This is a genomic window from Streptomyces sp. NPDC053541 (assembly GCF_044544705.1).
GTDB lineage: Bacteria > Actinomycetota > Actinomycetes > Streptomycetales > Streptomycetaceae > Streptomyces.
This window is the reverse complement of the sequence record NZ_JBITXM010000002.1, coordinates 417,892-434,055: the sequence shown is the minus strand read 5'-3', so window position 1 is coordinate 434,055 and position 16,164 is coordinate 417,892. Positions and strand designations below refer to the sequence as shown.

General features: G+C 73.7%; 9 protein-coding genes and 1 pseudogene. 6 read left to right on the top strand and 4 right to left on the bottom strand.

What is annotated here, in order from left to right; translation table 11 throughout:
• Positions 1-17: 17 nt before the first annotated feature.
• The 3 genes from ACIGW2_RS06015 to ACIGW2_RS06005 form a co-directional block, all read right to left on the bottom strand.
• Positions 18-785: an enoyl-CoA hydratase/isomerase family protein gene (locus ACIGW2_RS06015; protein WP_391652592.1), complete on the bottom strand. Its 768-nt coding sequence runs from the start codon at positions 783-785 to the stop codon at positions 18-20.
• Between the two features lie 86 nt (positions 786-871).
• Entirely contained in the window at positions 872-2,122 is a 1,251-nt protein-coding gene (locus ACIGW2_RS06010; RefSeq protein WP_361579615.1) for an Ig-like domain-containing protein, read from the bottom strand.
• Between the two features lie 194 nt (positions 2,123-2,316).
• Entirely contained in the window at positions 2,317-3,537 is a 1,221-nt protein-coding gene (locus ACIGW2_RS06005; RefSeq protein ID WP_361579613.1) for an Ig-like domain-containing protein, read from the bottom strand.
• Between the two features lie 158 nt (positions 3,538-3,695).
• Here ACIGW2_RS06005 and glgX point away from each other — a divergent pair, with 158 nt between their 5' ends.
• Positions 3,696-5,894 carry a glycogen debranching protein GlgX gene (glgX, locus tag ACIGW2_RS06000; protein ID WP_391652591.1) on the top strand — a complete coding sequence of 733 codons (2,199 nt, stop codon included), beginning with the start codon at positions 3,696-3,698 and terminating at the stop codon, positions 5,892-5,894.
• 7 nt (positions 5,895-5,901) lie between these two features.
• Here glgX and ACIGW2_RS05995 read toward each other — a convergent pair whose 3' ends face one another.
• On the bottom strand, positions 5,902-7,146 hold the full coding sequence (locus ACIGW2_RS05995; RefSeq protein WP_399841383.1) for a hypothetical protein: 1,245 nt from the start codon (positions 7,144-7,146) through the stop codon (positions 5,902-5,904).
• A 125-nt stretch (positions 7,147-7,271) separates the two neighbouring features.
• On the opposite strand from ACIGW2_RS05995, the gene ACIGW2_RS05990 reads away from it, so the two are divergent.
• From ACIGW2_RS05990 to ACIGW2_RS05970, 5 genes and pseudogenes are all read left to right on the top strand, one after another.
• Complete coding sequence (locus ACIGW2_RS05990) at positions 7,272-9,113, top strand: ABC transporter ATP-binding protein (protein ID WP_399841380.1); 1,842 nt, start codon at positions 7,272-7,274, stop codon at positions 9,111-9,113.
• Positions 9,110-11,041: an ABC transporter ATP-binding protein gene (locus ACIGW2_RS05985; RefSeq protein WP_399841377.1), complete on the top strand. Its 1,932-nt coding sequence runs from the start codon at positions 9,110-9,112 to the stop codon at positions 11,039-11,041. The genes ACIGW2_RS05990 and ACIGW2_RS05985 overlap by 4 nt, the downstream gene beginning before the upstream one ends.
• Before the next feature lie 469 nt (positions 11,042-11,510).
• Positions 11,511-13,541, top strand: a complete 2,031-nt coding sequence (locus ACIGW2_RS05980) for a M4 family metallopeptidase (RefSeq protein WP_391652586.1) — start codon at positions 11,511-11,513, stop codon at positions 13,539-13,541.
• Between the two features lie 118 nt (positions 13,542-13,659).
• Positions 13,660-14,307 (top strand): annotated as a pseudogene (locus ACIGW2_RS05975) (response regulator); the annotation flags it as partial.
• A gap of 244 nt (positions 14,308-14,551) precedes the next feature.
• The gene (locus tag ACIGW2_RS05970; RefSeq protein WP_399841374.1) at positions 14,552-16,063 is read left to right on the top strand and encodes a sensor histidine kinase; all 1,512 of its coding nucleotides are present in this window, start codon (positions 14,552-14,554) and stop codon (positions 16,061-16,063) included.
• Positions 16,064-16,164 lie beyond the last annotated feature (101 nt).

Below are 16,164 nucleotides of genomic sequence, written 5' to 3'. Positions count from 1 at the left end.
GGGCCGGCCGGATCCGCTCAGACGAACTTCGCCTTGCCCGGACCCTCCTCGACGAAGCTGCGCATGCCGCGCTCGCGGTCCTCGGTGGCGAACAGGCCGGCGAACCAGGTGCGCTCGATGGCGAGGCCGGTGTCGATGTCCGCCTCCAGACCCTGGTCGATCGCCTCCTTCGCGGCGCGCAGCGCGATGGCCGGCCCCTGGGCCAGCTTCGCGGCCCAGGCGTGCGCCTGCTCGTAGACCTCGGCGGCCGGGACCACCCGGTCCACCAGGCCGAGCCGCAGGGCCTCGTCGGCCTTCACCATGCGGCCGGTGAAGATGAGGTCCTTGGCCCTGGACGGGCCGATGAGCCGGGACAGGCGCTGGGTGCCGCCGGCCCCGGGGATCAGGCCGAGCAGGATCTCCGGCTGGCCCAGCTTCGCGTTGTCCGCGGCGATCCGGTAGTCGGCGCACAGCGCCAGCTCGCAGCCGCCGCCGAGCGCGTACCCGGTGACGGCCGCGACGACCGGCTTGGGGATGCGGGCGATGGCGGTGAAGGAGTCCTGCAGCGCCCGGGACCGCTTGACCATGGCCGCGTGGTCCATGACCTGCATCTCCTTGATGTCCGCGCCGGCCGCGAACACCTTCTCGCCGCCGTAGAGGACCACGGCCCGCACGTCGTCGCGGTCGGTGGCCTCCTCGGCCAGCTCGCGCAGCCGGTCCTGGGTGGCGATGTCCAGGGCGTTCATCGGGGGACGGTCGAGGCGGATCGTGCCGACGCCTTCGGCGACTTCGAGGTTCACAGTCATGGTCCGAAGGTTAGCCGCCGTTAACGCGAAGGGCCCCGGTGCGGTTGGTCACAACCGCACCGGGGCCCTCACGGAACGTCAGGCGCTCAGGCCTTCCACTCCGACCAGTCCATGTTCCAGCCGTTGAGGCCGTTGTCGGGCTGGATCTGCTTGTCCTTGGAGTTCTTCACCACGACCACGTCACCGATGATCGAGCTGTCGTAGAACCAGGCGGCCGGCGTCGAGGAGTCCCCGGCGCCCCGGGCGTCGCGCAGACCGACGCAGCCGTGGCTGACGTTGGCCGAGCCGAAGGTCGAGGCGGAGGCCCAGTAGTTGCCGTGCACGAAGGTGCCCGAGGTGGACAGGCGCATCGCGTGCGGCACGTCCTTGATGTCGTACTCGCCGCCGAAGCCCACGGTGGCGCCGTTCATCCGGGTCACCTTGAACTTCTCGCTGATGACCATCTGACCGTTGTACGTCGTCGTGGACGGCGCGCCCGCGGTGATCGGCAGGGTCTTGATGATCTTGCCGTCGCGCTCGACCTTCATGGTCTTCGCGGAGGCGTCCACCGTGGAGACCTGACGGCGTCCGATGGTGAAGGAGAAGGTCTTCTTCTGCTTGCCGTAGACGCCCGGGCGGCCCTCGACGCCGTCCAGGTTCAGCTTCACGGTCACCTTGGTGCCCGCGGCCCAGTACTCCTCGGGCCGGAAGTCGAGGCGGTCGTTGCCGAACCAGTGGCCCTCGATCTCCACGGCCGGCTCCGCCGTCACCGTGATGGCGCGCTCGACGGCCTCCGGGTTCGTGATGCCCCGGGTGAAGTTGATGGACACCGGCATGCCGACGCCGACGGTCTGCCCGTTCTCCGGCGTGTAGTGGCCGATGAAGGTGTTCTTCGGGGTCAGGGTCGAGAAGGTGGTGTCCTTCGCCGACTCGCGGCCCTCGGCGTCCTTGGCGATGGCGTGCACCTTGTACTGGGTGCTGGCCGCCAGGTGGCCCACCGGCTCCCAGCTCGTGCCGTCGGCGGCGAGCCGGCCCTCGACCGGGTTGCCCTCGGTGTCCGCGACGGTGACCGTGGTCAGCTTGCCCTGCTGGGCCGTCACCTTCAGCGCCCCGCTGGTCGCCACGGCGTCCGCGCCGTCCTTCGGCGTGATGTTCACGACCGCCTGGGAGGCCGCGATCTCCTGCTTGCCGCCGTCGGCGCCGCCGTCCTTGCCCCCGCTCGCCCCGGCGTCGGTGCCCCCGCCGCCGCAGGCCGTCAGGACGAGGAGCAGCGTCCCCGTCGCCAGGGCGCCCAGACGGGCGCGGGCGCCACGGCGCCGTCGGCCCGCGGCCGGTGCGGATATCGGCTGCCCGTTCACTATGGTGTTCTCCCCTCGCACGACCCGGCGACGCCCGGGCCCCACCCCCAATGCGCATCCTCACGCGCACACGGCGTTAATTAATCACACCGCAGGACACGAAAGTTCCTCGTACATGTCACCGTTCAGTCCCAGTTGGCGTGATACGGCGGAAGCAGGGGCGCCGCGGGCGCCCCGGGCGGCACGCGAAGGGGTCAGCCCAGCGCCGAGCCGGCCTTCCACCGGGCCCAGTCCAGGTTCCAGCCGCCCAGGCCGTTGTCCGGCGCGACCTGCTTGTCCTTGGAGTTCACCACCTCGACCACGTCCCCGATGAGCGTCCGGTCGAAGAACCAGCCGGCCGGGGTGTCCGACCCGCCGCCCTTCACGTCCCGCAGGCCCACGCAGCCGTGGCTGACGTTGGCCGAGCCGAAGGTCGAGGCGGAGGCCCAGTAGTTGCCGTGCAGGAAGGTGCCCGAGTCGGTCAGCCGGATCGCGTGCGGCACGTCCTTGATGTCGTACTCGCCGCCGAAGCCGACCGTGGCGCCGTTCATCCGGGTCACGTCGTACAGCTCGGTGGCCACCATCTTGCCGTTGTACGTGGTGGTCTTCGGCGCCCCGGCCGTGATCGGCAGCGTGGTCAGCAGCGCGCCGTCCCGGTGGATCTCCATGGTGTGCTTCTCGGCGTCGACCAGGGAGACCTGCGAGCGGCCCACCGTGAAGCCGACCGTCTTGCGCTGGATGCCGTACACCCCCGGCGCGCCCTCGACGTCACGCAGCGCCAGCTCGACGGTGACCCGGGTGCCCGGCCGCCAGTACTCCCGGGGCCGGAAGTCCAGGCGCTCCTTGCCGAACCAGTGGCCGGCCACCTCGACCGGCGGGTCGGAGGTGATCCGGATGGCGCGCTCGACCTCGGCCCGGTTCTCGATCTCCCGGTTGAAGGAGAAGGAGACGATCATCCCGACGCCGACCGTGGAACGGTTCTCCGGCTTGAAGTAGCCGATGAACCGGTGCTCGGGGACCACGGTGGTGAAGGTGGTGTGCCGGGCGGAGCGGCGCCCGTGCCCGTCGAGCGCGACCGCGTCCACGCTGTACTTGGCGGCGAGCGCGAGCCGGGTGTCCGGGCGGGGTCGCCAGCGCAGCCCGTCCGCGGAGATCTCCCCCGCCACCTCGGTCCGCTGCGCGTCCTCCACCTGGACGACCGTCACGCGCTCCAGGCGCCCGCTGTCGACCCGCACCTCCACCGGCCCGTCGGCCGGCACCGCGCGGGCCCCGTCCTCGGGGCTGACCCGGATCACGTCACCGGGGGCCCGCGCCGTGCCCGGGAGCTTCAGGTCGATGCCGCCGCCTCCGCCGTCCCCTCCGGTGCATCCCGCGAGCCCCACCAGGAGTCCCGCCACCGCGAGGGCGTACCCCGCCCGTTTCAGTACAAGAGTCACGCCCAGCCCAACGACGGCCACCCTCCAGGGGAAACGTGCGTGCGGGGCATGTTGGGAGCGGGCCCGCGCGGGCAGAACAGGTGGAGGACCACGTGCGGGGAGCCGCGGCCGGGACGCCGCGGCTCCGCTCACGGGGAGAGCCGCGGGAGGCGGGGACGGTGTCGAGCGCAGCCGAGCAGGAGGCGGTACGTCAGCATGCCCGCGCGCCGCGCGGGGCGGCGGTGTGGCCGGGCGCGCCCACGCCGCTCGGCGCGCGCTGCCGGGTGGGGCCGGGCGGGGTCGCGGGCACCAACTTCGCGCTGTGGGCGGGCGGGGCGGAGGCCGTCGAGCTGTGCCTGTTCGACGCGGACGGCGCGGAGACCCGGCTGCCGCTGACCGAGCTGACCCATGAGATCTGGCACGGCTTCGTGCCCGGCGTCGGCCCCGGGCAGCGGTACGGCTACCGGGTGCACGGCCGCTGGGACCCGTGGACCGGGGCCCGCTGGAACCCGGCGAAGCTGCTGCTCGACCCGTACGCGCGGGCGGTCGACGGAGAGTTCGCGCTGCCGCCCGAGGTGTACGGGCACGTCCGCGACTGGCCCCAGCAGCACGTCGCCGACACCGTCCGCGACGAGCGGGACTCCGCCCCGTACGTGCCCAAGGGCGTGGTCGTGCAGGACGACGACGACTGGTCCGACGACCGCAGGCCCAAGACGCCGTGGCCGGACTCGGTCCTCTACGAGGTGCACGTCAAGGGCTTCACCGCCCGCCACCCCGGCGTCCCCGAGCGGCTGCGCGGCACCTACGCGGGCCTCGCCCACCCGGCGGCGGTCGAGCACCTCGTACGGCTCGGGGTGACGGCCGTCGAGCTGCTGCCGGTGCACCAGTTCGCGCACGAGGACCACCTGCTGCGGCGCGGCCTGCGCAACTACTGGGGCTACAACTCGGTGGGCTACTTCGCCCCGCACGCCGCCTACTCCTCCTCCGGCACCACCGGGCAGCAGGTCGGCGAGTTCAAGCGGATGGTGCGGGCGCTGCACGCGGCCGGCATCGAGGTGATCCTCGACGTGGTCTACAACCACACCGCGGAGGCCGGCGAGCTCGGCCCCACCCTGTCCCTGAAGGGCATCGACAACCGCGGCTACTACCGGCTCCAGTCGGACGCCCGGCGCTACGCGGACTACACCGGCTGCGGCAACACCCTGCACGTGGTGCAGCCGCAGGTGCTGCGGCTCATCACCGACAGCCTGCGCTACTGGGTGACCGAGATGGGCGTGGACGGCTTCCGCTTCGACCTGGCCGCCGCCCTCGCCCGGTCGATGCACGACGTCGACATGCTGTCCCCGTTCCTCGCCGTGATCGCGCAGGACCCGGTGCTGCGCCGGGTGAAGCTGATCGCCGAGCCCTGGGACGTGGGCAACGGCGGCTACCAGGTGGGCGCCTTCCCGCCGCTGTGGACGGAGTGGAACGACCGCTACCGGGACGCCGTGCGGGACTTCTGGCGCGGCGCGCTGCCGGACGTGCGCGACCTGGGCTACCGCCTCTCCGGCTCCAGCGACCTCTACGCCTGGGGCGGGCGCCGCCCGTACGCCTCGGTCAACTTCGTCACCGCCCACGACGGCTTCACCCTGCGCGACCTGGTCACCTACGAGCGCAAGCACAACGAGGCCAACGGCGAGGGCAACCGGGACGGCACCCATGACAACCGGTCCTGGAACTGCGGCGCGGAGGGCGAGACCGACGACCCGGCCGTCAACGCGCTGCGCCGCCGCCAGCTGCGCAACCTGATGACCACCCTGCTGCTCTCCACCGGCGTGCCGATGCTGGTCGCGGGCGACGAGATGGGCCGCACCCAGGGCGGCAACAACAACGCCTACTGCCAGGACAACGAGACCGGCTGGCTCGACTGGACCCTGCCGGAGGAACCGGGCCGCGCCGAACTCCTCGCGCTCACCCGCCGGCTGCTCGCCCTGCGCCACCGCCACCCGGTGCTGCGCCGCCGGGCCTTCTTCTCCGGCCGGCGCGGCGCGGACGGCCTGCGCGACCTGGCCTGGTTCACGGCGTCCGGCACGGAGATGACGGAACCCGACTGGTACGCCCCCGCCGCCACCCTGGGCCTCTACCTCTCCGGCCGCGACATCCCGGGCCGCGATCCGCGCGGCGAACGCATCACCGACGACAGCTTCCTCGCCGTCCTCCACGCGGGCCCCGACCCGATCGACTTCCGCCTGCCGGGCCCGCCGTGGGCGGAGTCGTACGAGCTGGTCGTGGACACCGCCCGCGAGGAGCAGTCCGCCGCCCCGGCGACGGTGCACCGGGGCGGCGAGGTGCTGACGGTGGCGGGGCGGTCGGTGGTGCTGCTGCGGGTCGGGGGGTGAGGAACGGTCAGGGGGCGGAGAGCCGGACGTAGCAGGTGAAGTCGCCCGCGATCTCGACGTCCGGTCCGGTGTAGGAGGAGCTGCTGGAGCTGCTGCCGGAGGTGAAGTACGTGCCGGCCGGGCGCGCGTCGGCCACCCAGGCGTCCGGCGCGGACCGGAAGGCACTGCGGCAGCGCTCCCCGGCCTTCTCGTCGGCGACACCGGTCGGGTTCCGCCGGATGGTCTCCTTGATCTTCACCTGGCCGAAGACCCTCAGGTCGGCGTCCTTCCCGCAGGGGAGGGCGCGCACCAGGGCGAGGCTGCCGCCGAGGCCGGTGTCGGAGGAGGCGCAGGCGCCGGGCTCGACCTCGGCGAGCGGGGCGAGGGCCTTCTCGGCGTCCTCCAGCGTGCCGCTCTTCCCCGCGGCCCGGGCGGGGACGGCGGTGCTCCCGTGGCCGGTGAGGGTGTAGTCCGCCCTGAGGGAGGTGACGCCGTTGAGGACACCGCCCTCGTGCATCCACTTCAGGAGGGACGTGTAGTCGGCGCTCGCGCGGGTGAGCCGGCCCTGCCCGTCGAGCACGACGGTCAGCGGGACGAGGCCGCCGCGGTCGCTGTACCTGGCCGCGGCGGCGATGCTCGCCGGCAGGGCGTCGTCGGCCGTCTGCCACGGGACGCGCAGCTCGTACGTGCGGCTGCCGTCGGCGCCCTCGGCCGGCTGCTTCTCGGGGTCGGAGACGCGCACCACCTCGGCGAGGGTCCCGCCGTACGGAGCGGCGTCACCGGCCCGCCCGAGGACGGGCCCGAAGAGGTCGACGACCTCCATGTCCGCCTGCGAGGAGTAGCGCAGCCAGCCGCCCCGCCGCGTCCGGTAGTCGACCTGGTTGCCCTGGACCTCGTACACCTCGGGCACGGGCTTCGCGCCCGGCCGGCCGCCGAGTTCGGCGGCGGCGTCCTCGGGGAAGCGGCGCGGGATGTCCAGGACGCGCTCGGCGTGGGCCGTGTCCTTCGCGTAGTCCTGCGTGCCGGTCGTGCGGTCCACGGCCGTGCCCCTGGCGGAGCCGTAGCTGAGCGTCCAGGTGAAGGCGGACGAGCCGGCCGCCGCGGTCGCCCGGGAGGCGGCCGACAGCTGGTCGTCGAGGCGCACCTCGTACACGGGTGTGCCCGTCGGCTTCGGCGCCTTCCCGTCCGCGGCCGCACCGTCGCCGGACTGGCAGCCGGCCAGGGCCGCGAGCAGCAGTGGCAGCGCCGCCCATCTGACAGGCGTGTTCCTCATTCTCCCCACCCCTTTTGATCGTCGAGCGGCGATCGTACGGGACGGCGCGCGGGACCGCCGACGCGTTTCCGGTGGCCGGAAAACCACATGAGGGATGTCAGGGGTGAACCCTAGGCTCGGACCTGATGCCCGAACACCATGCCCCCGCCAAGGACCGGCCGGCCGAGGCCGCGCCGGAGTCCCGGTCCGCCGTCCGCTCGCTGCTGCGCCTCTGGCCGTACGTACGGCCCGTGCGCGCCCGGCTGTTCACCGCCGCCTTCGTCGCGATCGTCGCGTCCTGTCTGTCGCTGGTCATCCCGCTGGTCCTGAAGTGGCTGGTCGACGGGCCGGTCACGGACGGGGACACGGCGGGCGTGTGGTTCGGCGCGCTCTGTCTTCTGCTGCTCGGGATCGCCGAGGCGCTGCTCTTCGGACTGCGGCGCTGGCTGGTGGCCCGGCCGCTGGCCGGGGTCGAGGCGAGCATGCGGGCCGCGCTCTACCGGCGGCTGCAGCGCCTCCCGATCGCCTTCCACGACCGCTGGGCCTCCGGCCAGCTGCTCTCGCGGGGCACCACGGACCTGATGCTGGTCCGCATGTTCCTGGCCTTCCCGCTGACCTTCCTGCTGGTCAACGCGGTGACGATCCTGGTCGGTTACGCGGTGCTGCTCGCCCAGGACTGGACGCTGGGCCTGGTGCTGCTCACGCCGGTGGCGCCGATGGTGATCCTCTGCTCGCTCTTCGAGCGGAAGTACGCCGTCGTGGCGCGGCGGGCGCAGGACCAGGTCGGGGACCTGACGACGGTGGTCGAGGAGAGCGTCCTCGGCATCCGGATCGTCAAGGGCTTCGGCCGCCACCGCAGCCAGGCGGAGGCCTTCCGGTCGCTGGCCGAGCGGCTGCGGGGCACGGAACTGGCCAAGGCGCGGCTGCTCGCCGGGATCTGGGCGCTCATCACCTTCCTGCCCGAGCTCGCGGTGGGCGCGGCCCTGGTCGTCGGCACCGTGCAGGTCGCGAACGACGAGCTGTCGGCGGGCACCCTGGTGGCCTTCCTGTCGACGGCGCTGGCGCTGCGCTGGCCGGTGGAGTCGATCGGCTTCCTGCTCGCGATGAGCCAGGAGGCGGCGACGGCGACGGAACGCTACTTCGAGGTGATGGACGCGACGGAGGAGACGGACCCGGCCGCCGGCGCCCCCGCAGCGGAGGCAGGCGCCGGGAACGGCGCGGCGGACGGGGTGCGGTTCGAGGGCGTCACCTTCCGCTATCCCGACGCGCCGCAGGACGCGCCGCCCGTGCTCGACGGCGTCGACCTGCACATCCGGCCCGGCGAGACGCTCGCGCTCGTCGGCGCCACCGGCTGCGGCAAGACCACGCTCACCGCGCTCGTACCGCGCCTGCACGAGCTCACCGGCGGGCGGATCCTGCTCGACGGCGAGGACATCGCGCTCATGCCCCGCGACCGGCTGCGGTCCCTGGTGTCGGTGGCCTTCGAGGACCCGACCCTGTTCTCGGCGAGCATCGGCGAGAACGTCCTCATGGGCGCCGGGCCGGAGGCGGGCGAGCCGGAGCTGCGGCGTGCGCTGGCCGTCGCCCAGGCCGAGGGCTTCGTGGACCGGCTGCCCGACGGCACCGCGACCCAGGTCGGCGAGCAGGGCCTGAGCCTGTCCGGCGGCCAGCGCCAGCGCCTCGCGCTGGCCCGGGCGGTGGTGGGACGGCCGCGCTTCCTGGTCCTGGACGACCCGCTGTCGGCGCTCGACGTGCACACCGAGGCCCGGGTCGAGGCGGCGCTGCGGGAGGTGCTGCGCGACACCACCGCCCTGGTGGTGGCGCACCGCCCGTCGACGGTGCTGCTCGCCGACCGGGTGGCGCTGCTGTCCGGCGGCCGGATCGCGGCGGTGGGCACGCACCAGGAACTGCTGCGGGAGAGCGCCGAGTACGCCTGGCTGATGTCGGGCGCGGACGAGGAGCGCGACGAGTACGAGGGGGCCCGATGACGGACACCGAGCCGACGGCGAAACCGGCCACGAAGACGGCGAAGGCGGCGAAGACCGCGAAGACGGCGGACGGGGCGGGGACCGGGACCGGGGCGGGGACCGGGACCGGGAAGGTCCGGGCACCGGCCGCCGCCGCCCCGGACCCCTTCGACCAGGACGACCTGCCCACCGCGCCCGGCGCGACCGGGCGGCTGCTGCGCTCGCTGCTCTCCGCGCACCGGGCCCGGGTGACGGTCGCGGCGCTGGTGCTGCTCGTGCAGCAGGCCGCGCTCCAGGCGGGCCCGCTGCTCGTGGCGTACGCGATCGACCGGGGCGTGCCCGCCTTCCGGGACGGGAACCACACCCCGCTGATCGCGGTGGCGCTCGGCTATCTGGGGTGCGCTGCGGGCAGCGGTCTGCTGCAGTACGCGTTCGTGCGCGCGGCGGCCCGGATCAACCAGGACGTGCTGCTCGACCTGCGCGGGCGGATCTTCCGGCACGCGCAGGTGCTCAGCGTGGACTTCCACGAGCGCTACACCTCCGGGCGGCTGATCTCCCGCTCGACCACGGACGTGGAGTCGCTGCGCGAGCTGCTCTCCGAGGGCCTGCAGGAACTCATCGGCGTGGTCCTGTCCTTCGTGTCGATCTCGCTGATGCTGCTCTGGCTGGACCTGGGCATCGGCGCGGTGGCGGTGGCCTCGTTCGGGCCGCTGTACCTGCTCGTGCGGCTCTACCGGCGGCGTACGGCGGTGGTGTTCGCGGAGCGGTCGACGGCGATCGCCGCGGTGATCGTGAAGTTCGCGGAGACGATGAACGGCATCCGGCCGGTGCGGGCCTTCCGCCGCGAGCGGGCCAACGACCGGGAGTTCGCCGCCCTGAACGAGCGGCACCTGCGCGCCAACGGCGACGCGATCCTGGAGATGGCCCGCTATGTGGTCGGTTCGCGCCTGGTCGCCAACACGGCGGTGGCCGGGATGTGCCTGTGGGGCGCGGTCCGGGTGGCGGGCGGCACGCTGGAGCTGGGCGTGCTCGCGGCGGCGGTGCTGTACGTGCGGCGGCTGTACGACCCGATCGACCGGCTCGGGATGTTCCTCAACTCGTACGAGTCGGCGGCGGCCTCGCTCGCCAAGATCGCGGGCCTGCTGGCGCAGGAGCCGGGCGTCCCGGAGACGGCGAGCCCGCGCCCGCTGCCGGAGCGGACCGGGGCGCCGGGCCGCGAGGTGGTCTTCGAGGGCGTCCGCTTCGCCTACCGGACCGGCGGCGAGGTGCTGCCCCGCTTCGACCTGACGATCCCGGCCGGGCAGACGGTGGCGGTGGTCGGCGCGACCGGCGCGGGCAAGTCGACCCTCGCGAAGCTGCTCGCCCGCTTCTACGACCCGACGGACGGGCGGGTGCTGCTCGACGGGGTGGACCTGCGGGACCTGGCGACGCCGGAACTGCGGCGCGGGGTGGTGATGGTGACGCAGGAGGCGTTCCTGTTCTCCGGGACGGTCGCGGAGAACATCGCGATCGGGCGGCCGGACGCGAGCCGCGAGGAGATCGAGCAGGCGGCGAAGGCGATCGGCGCGCACGAGTTCATCGCGGGCCTCCCCGACGGCTACGACACGGACGTCCGCAAGCGCGGCGGCCGGATCTCGGCGGGCCAGCGCCAGCTGGTGGCCTTCGCCCGGGCGCTGCTCGCCGACCCGGCGGTGCTCATCCTGGACGAGGCGACGAGCTCGCTGGACGTCCCCGGCGAGCGCGCGGTGCAGCGGGCCATGGACACCGTCCTCGCGGGCCGCACGGCCGTCGTCATCGCCCACCGGCTCTCCACGGTGGAGGTCGCCGACCGGGTCCTCGTCATGGAGTCCGGCCGCATCGCCGAGGACGGCTCCCCCGCCGCCCTGGTGCACGGCGACGGGCACTACGCGGGCCTCCACCGGGCGTGGCGGGACAGCCTGGTGGGCTGACCCGCCCTCCGGGGCCCGTCCCAAGGGGTGGGAACGGCGGCCGGTCGCGAGGATCGCGGCCGGCCGCGGGCGGGGCTCCGGGGTGCCGCACGCAGGGAAAGAAATCAGCCACGACCGGAGGTGATCCGGTCGGTCGGCTCTCCGGCGTTCCCCGTGCTCCGGCCAGGAACGGCGACCCGGCTCCCGATCCGGCACCGCCTCCGGATCCGGCCTCGGACAACGCCGGACGGCACCCGAGTCACGCTCCGCGAAACGTCCGGTTAACGAACACCCTCCTTCGGCCATCGGACGAATTCCGGCCAACTTGTTGACGCGCTCCTGACAGGCGGCGTCCACACCTGCCACTCTCTCCCCCGGCTCTTCGCAAAGACGTTCAGCCGTTCACCCGCACGTGCTCCACAGCTCTCTGCTTGCTCTGCCCGGCCGACCCACCCAGTCGACCGGTACCCCCCTCGCAAAAGGAGTCTGCGTGAGATCCACGCCCAGCCGTCGCGCCACCGCGACCGGCGCCCTGATCGCTGCCGCCGCCATGCTCGCCGTCGGTGTCCAGACCGGCACCGCCTCCGCCGACGGCGGCAACGGGGGCGTCGCGCCCCAGGCCCAGAGCGCCCGCGGCGCCAACCCCGGCAAGCTGCCGGCCGACCTCTCCCCGGCCCAGCGCGCCGCGCTGATCAAGGCCGCGCAGGCCGACACGGCCGCCACCGCGCAGCGCCTCGGCCTCGGCGCGCAGGAGAAGCTGGTCGTCCGTGACGTCGTCCAGAGCGTCGACGGCACGACGTACACCCGCTACGAGCGCACCTTCCAGGGCCTGCCGGTGCTCGGCGGCGACCTGGTCGTCGAGGCCTCCAAGGCCGGCGCCACCACCTCGGTGACCAAGGCGACCCGCGCCGACATCACCAAGGTCGACGTCGCCGCCGCGACCGTCGCCCCGGCCGCCGCCGAGAAGCAGGCCCTGGGCCGCGCCAACGCCGAGGGCTCGAAGGCCGCCAAGGCCGACCGCGCCCCGCGCAAGGTCGTCTGGGCCGCGAACGGCACGCCCGTCCTCGCGTACGAGACCGTCGTCGGCGGCCTCCAGCACGACGGCACCCCGAACGAGCTGCACGTCGTCACCGACGCCAAGACCGGCGCCAAGCTCTACGAGTGGCAGGCCATCGAGACCGGCATCGGCAACACGATGTACAGCGGCCAGGTGACCCTCGGCACCGCGCCCTCGTACTCGCTGACCGACACCACGCGCGGCAACCACAAGACGTACAACCTCAACGGCGGTACGTCCGGCACCGGCACGCTCTTCACCAACACCACCGACACCTGGGGCAACGGCCTGCCCTCCAACAAGGAGACGGCCGGCGCCGACGCCCACTACGGCGCCGCGCTCACCTGGGACTACTACAAGAACGTGCACGGCCGCTCCGGCATCCGCGGCGACGGCGTCGGCGCGTACTCCCGGGTCCACTACGGCAACGCGTACGTCAACGCCTTCTGGTCCGACTCGTGCTTCTGCATGACGTACGGCGACGGCACCAACAACGCCAAGCCGCTGACCTCGATCGACGTGGCCGCGCACGAGATGACGCACGGCGTCACCTCCAACACCGCCGGCCTGGTCTACAGCGGTGAGTCCGGCGGCCTCAACGAGGCCACCTCGGACATCATGGCGGCGGCCGTCGAGTTCTACGCCAACAACGCCAACGACAAGGGCGACTACCTCGTCGGCGAGAAGATCGACATCCGCGGCAACGGCACCCCGCTGCGCTACATGGACAAGCCGAGCAAGGACGGCTCGTCCAAGGACGCGTGGTACTCGGGCATCGGCTCCATCGACGTCCACTACTCCTCGGGCCCGGCGAACCACTTCTTCTACCTGCTCTCCGAGGGCAGCGGCGCCAAGACCGTCAACGGCGTGAGCTACGACTCGCCGACCTCCGACGGCCTCCCGGTCACCGGCATCGGCATCGACAAGGCCCGCCTGATCTGGTTCAAGGCGCTCACCACCAAGTTCACCTCGAACACCAACTACGCGGGCGCCCGCACCGGCACCGTCGCCGCCGCCACCGAGCTCTACGGGGCCGGCAGCGCCGAGGTCGCGGCCGTCGAGAACGCCTGGGCCGCCGTCAACGTCGGCACCCGCCCCGGCGGCGGCACCCCCGGCGGCACGGTGTTCACCAACGACACCGACGTGTCCATCCCGGACAACGGCGTCGCGGTGACCTCCTCGGTCAACGTCACCGGCGTCACCGGCAACGCGCCGAGCAACCTGCAGGTCGGTGTGAACATCGTCCACACCTACATCGGTGACCTGGTCGTCGACCTCATCGCCCCCGACGGCTCGGTCTACAACCTGCACAACCGCGCCGGCGGCAGCGCCGACAACATCAACCAGACGTACACCGTGAACGCCTCCACCGAGGTCGCCAACGGCACCTGGAAGCTCCGCGTCCAGGACAAGGCGTCGATCGACACCGGCTACATCAACAGCTTCAAGCTGACCTTCCCGTAAGGGACGCGTGCGCCCACGCGCACACGCACGGCACACTCACCACGGACGGTCCCCGGGGCGGCTTCGCCCCGGGGACCGTCCGCGTCGTCGTTCCGGGCGGGGTCCGTACGCTGGTCGGATGATCAGGGTGCTGCTTGCCGACGACGAGACGATGATCCGGGCCGGGGTACGGGCGATCCTCGCCACCGACCCCGGGATCGAGGTGGTCGCCGAGGCCGGGGACGGACACGAGGCGGTCGAGCTGGCCCGGCTGCACCGGCCCGACGTGGCCCTGCTCGACATCCGGATGCCCCGGCTCGACGGGCTCGACGCGGCCGAGGAGCTGCGCCGGGCGGCACCCGGGACGGCGGTCGTGGTGCTCACCACCTTCTCCGAGGACACGTACATCGAGCGGGCCCTCGGCAGCGGGGTGAGCGGCTTCCTGCTGAAGTCCGGCGACCCGCGCGAGCTGATCGCCGGGGTGCGGGCGGTCGCGGGCGGCGGGGCCGCGCTCTCGCCGGCCGTGGCCCGGCGGGTCATCGACACCCTCGGCGGCGAACGCCTCGGCCGGGCCGCCGACGCCCGGGAGCGGCTCGCCCCGCTCACCGGCCGCGAGCGGGAGGTGGTCGCGCTGCTGGCCGCGGGCCTGTCGAACCAGGAGATCGCGGAGCGGCTCCATGTGGTGGAAGCGACCGTCAAGGCCCACGTCAGCGCGGTCCTGGGCCGGCTGGGCCTGCGCAACCGGGTGCAGCTCGCGGTCCTGGCGCACGAGGCGGGGCTGGTGGCGTACGCGGCGGGCGGGACGGGCACGGCGGGAGCGGCGGGAGCGCCGGGCGGAACGGGTACGGCAGGCGCGCCGGGCGGAACGGGTACGGCAGGCGCGCCGGGCGGAACGGGTACGGCAGGCGCGCCGGGCGGAACGGGTACGGCAGGCGCGCCCGGCGGAACGGGTACGGCAGGCGCGCCCGGCGGAACGGGTGCGGCAGGCGCGCCCGGCGGGACGGGTGCGGCGGGCGCGCCGGATGCCTCGCATGCGTGAGCCGTCCCCGCTGCGCGAGCGCCTCTTCGACCTGGGCCTGTGGCTGCTGCTGTGCGTCCCGGTGCTGCTGCGCTCCGACCCCAACGACGGCGGCTCGTGGACCCAGGTGGCGGTCGGTGTGGTGGTGCTCGCGGGCTGCGTCGCGGTCAGCCGCCGATGGCCGCTGCTGTCGCTCGCGGTCACCGTCGCGGCCAGCCTGCCCGCCACCCTGGAGCTGTTCACCCCCTCGTACAGCCTGGCCCTCGTCGTCTTCGGCTACCTCGCCGGACGGCGGCAGGAGCACAGCCGGGGCGCGTGGTGGCTGTTCGGCGCGGTCGCGGCGGTCGGCCTGGTGCTCACCCGGCTCACCGGGACCTCGCTGGGGCCGTGGTTCACCCTGCTGCTCGCCATCGCGCTGGCGATCGTGGCGCCGTGGCTGATCGGGCGGTACGTGCGGCAGTACGACCGGCTGGTGCGCAGCGGCTGGGAGCTGGCGGACCGGATGGAGCGGGAGCAGGCTGCCGTCGCGGACCGGGAGCGGCTGCGCGAACGGTCGCGGATCGCCGGCGACATGCACGACTCGCTCGGCCACGACCTGGCGCTGATCGCGATCCGGGCCGGGGCGCTCGAGGTCGATCCCGGGCTCGGGCCGGAGCAGCAGCGGGCGGCCGGCGAGTTGCGACGGGCCGCGGCCGACGCGACGGAGCGGCTGCGGGACGTGATCGGGGTGCTGCGGGAGGAGGGCGCGGCGGCGCCGACGGCGCCCCCGGACGAGACGGTCGCCGAACTGCTCAACCGGGCCCGCGCCTCGGGCCTCGCGGTCACCCTGGCGGGCGGCCCGGTGCCGGTGCTCGCGGGCATGCCGGGGCGGGCGCTGCACCGGGTGGTGCAGGAGGGTCTGACGAACGCGGCCCGGCACGCGCCGGGCGCCGCCGTCACGGTGACGGTCGAGGAGACACCGGAGGCGGTGCGGGTACGGATCGCCAACGGGCCCGGCGCGGAGCCGGGGCGCACCGGTGCCGGCACCGGCCTGGTGGGCCTGGACGAACGGCTGCGCCTGGTGGGCGGTTCGCTCGCCCACCGCCCGTCCGAGGACGGCGGCTTCCTGCTGACGGCCACCGTCCCGCGCCGCGCCCCGGCGGCGGCGCCCGCCGCCCCGACCTCGGCCCGCGAACTGGACCGCCACCGCCGCGAGGTCCGCCGCGACCTGGCCCGCGCCATCTGGATCCCGCTCGCCCTGCTCGCCGTCCTGACCGCCCTGGTCGGCGGCGTCGCCCTCTGGACCAGCACCCGCGCCTACCTCGAACCCGACGACTACGCCCGCCTCCTGCCGGGCCGCCCCTACGAGGCCCTCGCCGAGGACCTCCCCGACCACCCCCTCCCGACCCCTCCCCCCGGCCTCCCTCCCGAACCGAAGCCCACCGACGAGTGCCGCTACTACCGCGCCACGGTCTTCGCCGAAACCCCGGTCTACCGCCTCTGCTTCACGAACGGCCGCCTGACGACGAAGGACCGCCTGGGCTGAGGGACCCTCCGGGGGCGGGGAGCCTTGTCCCCCGCCCCCGTCCTGGGGGCCGGTGGGCGGGCCGGCCGTGGCCCGGCCGGACGGCCGAGCCGGCTGCCGGA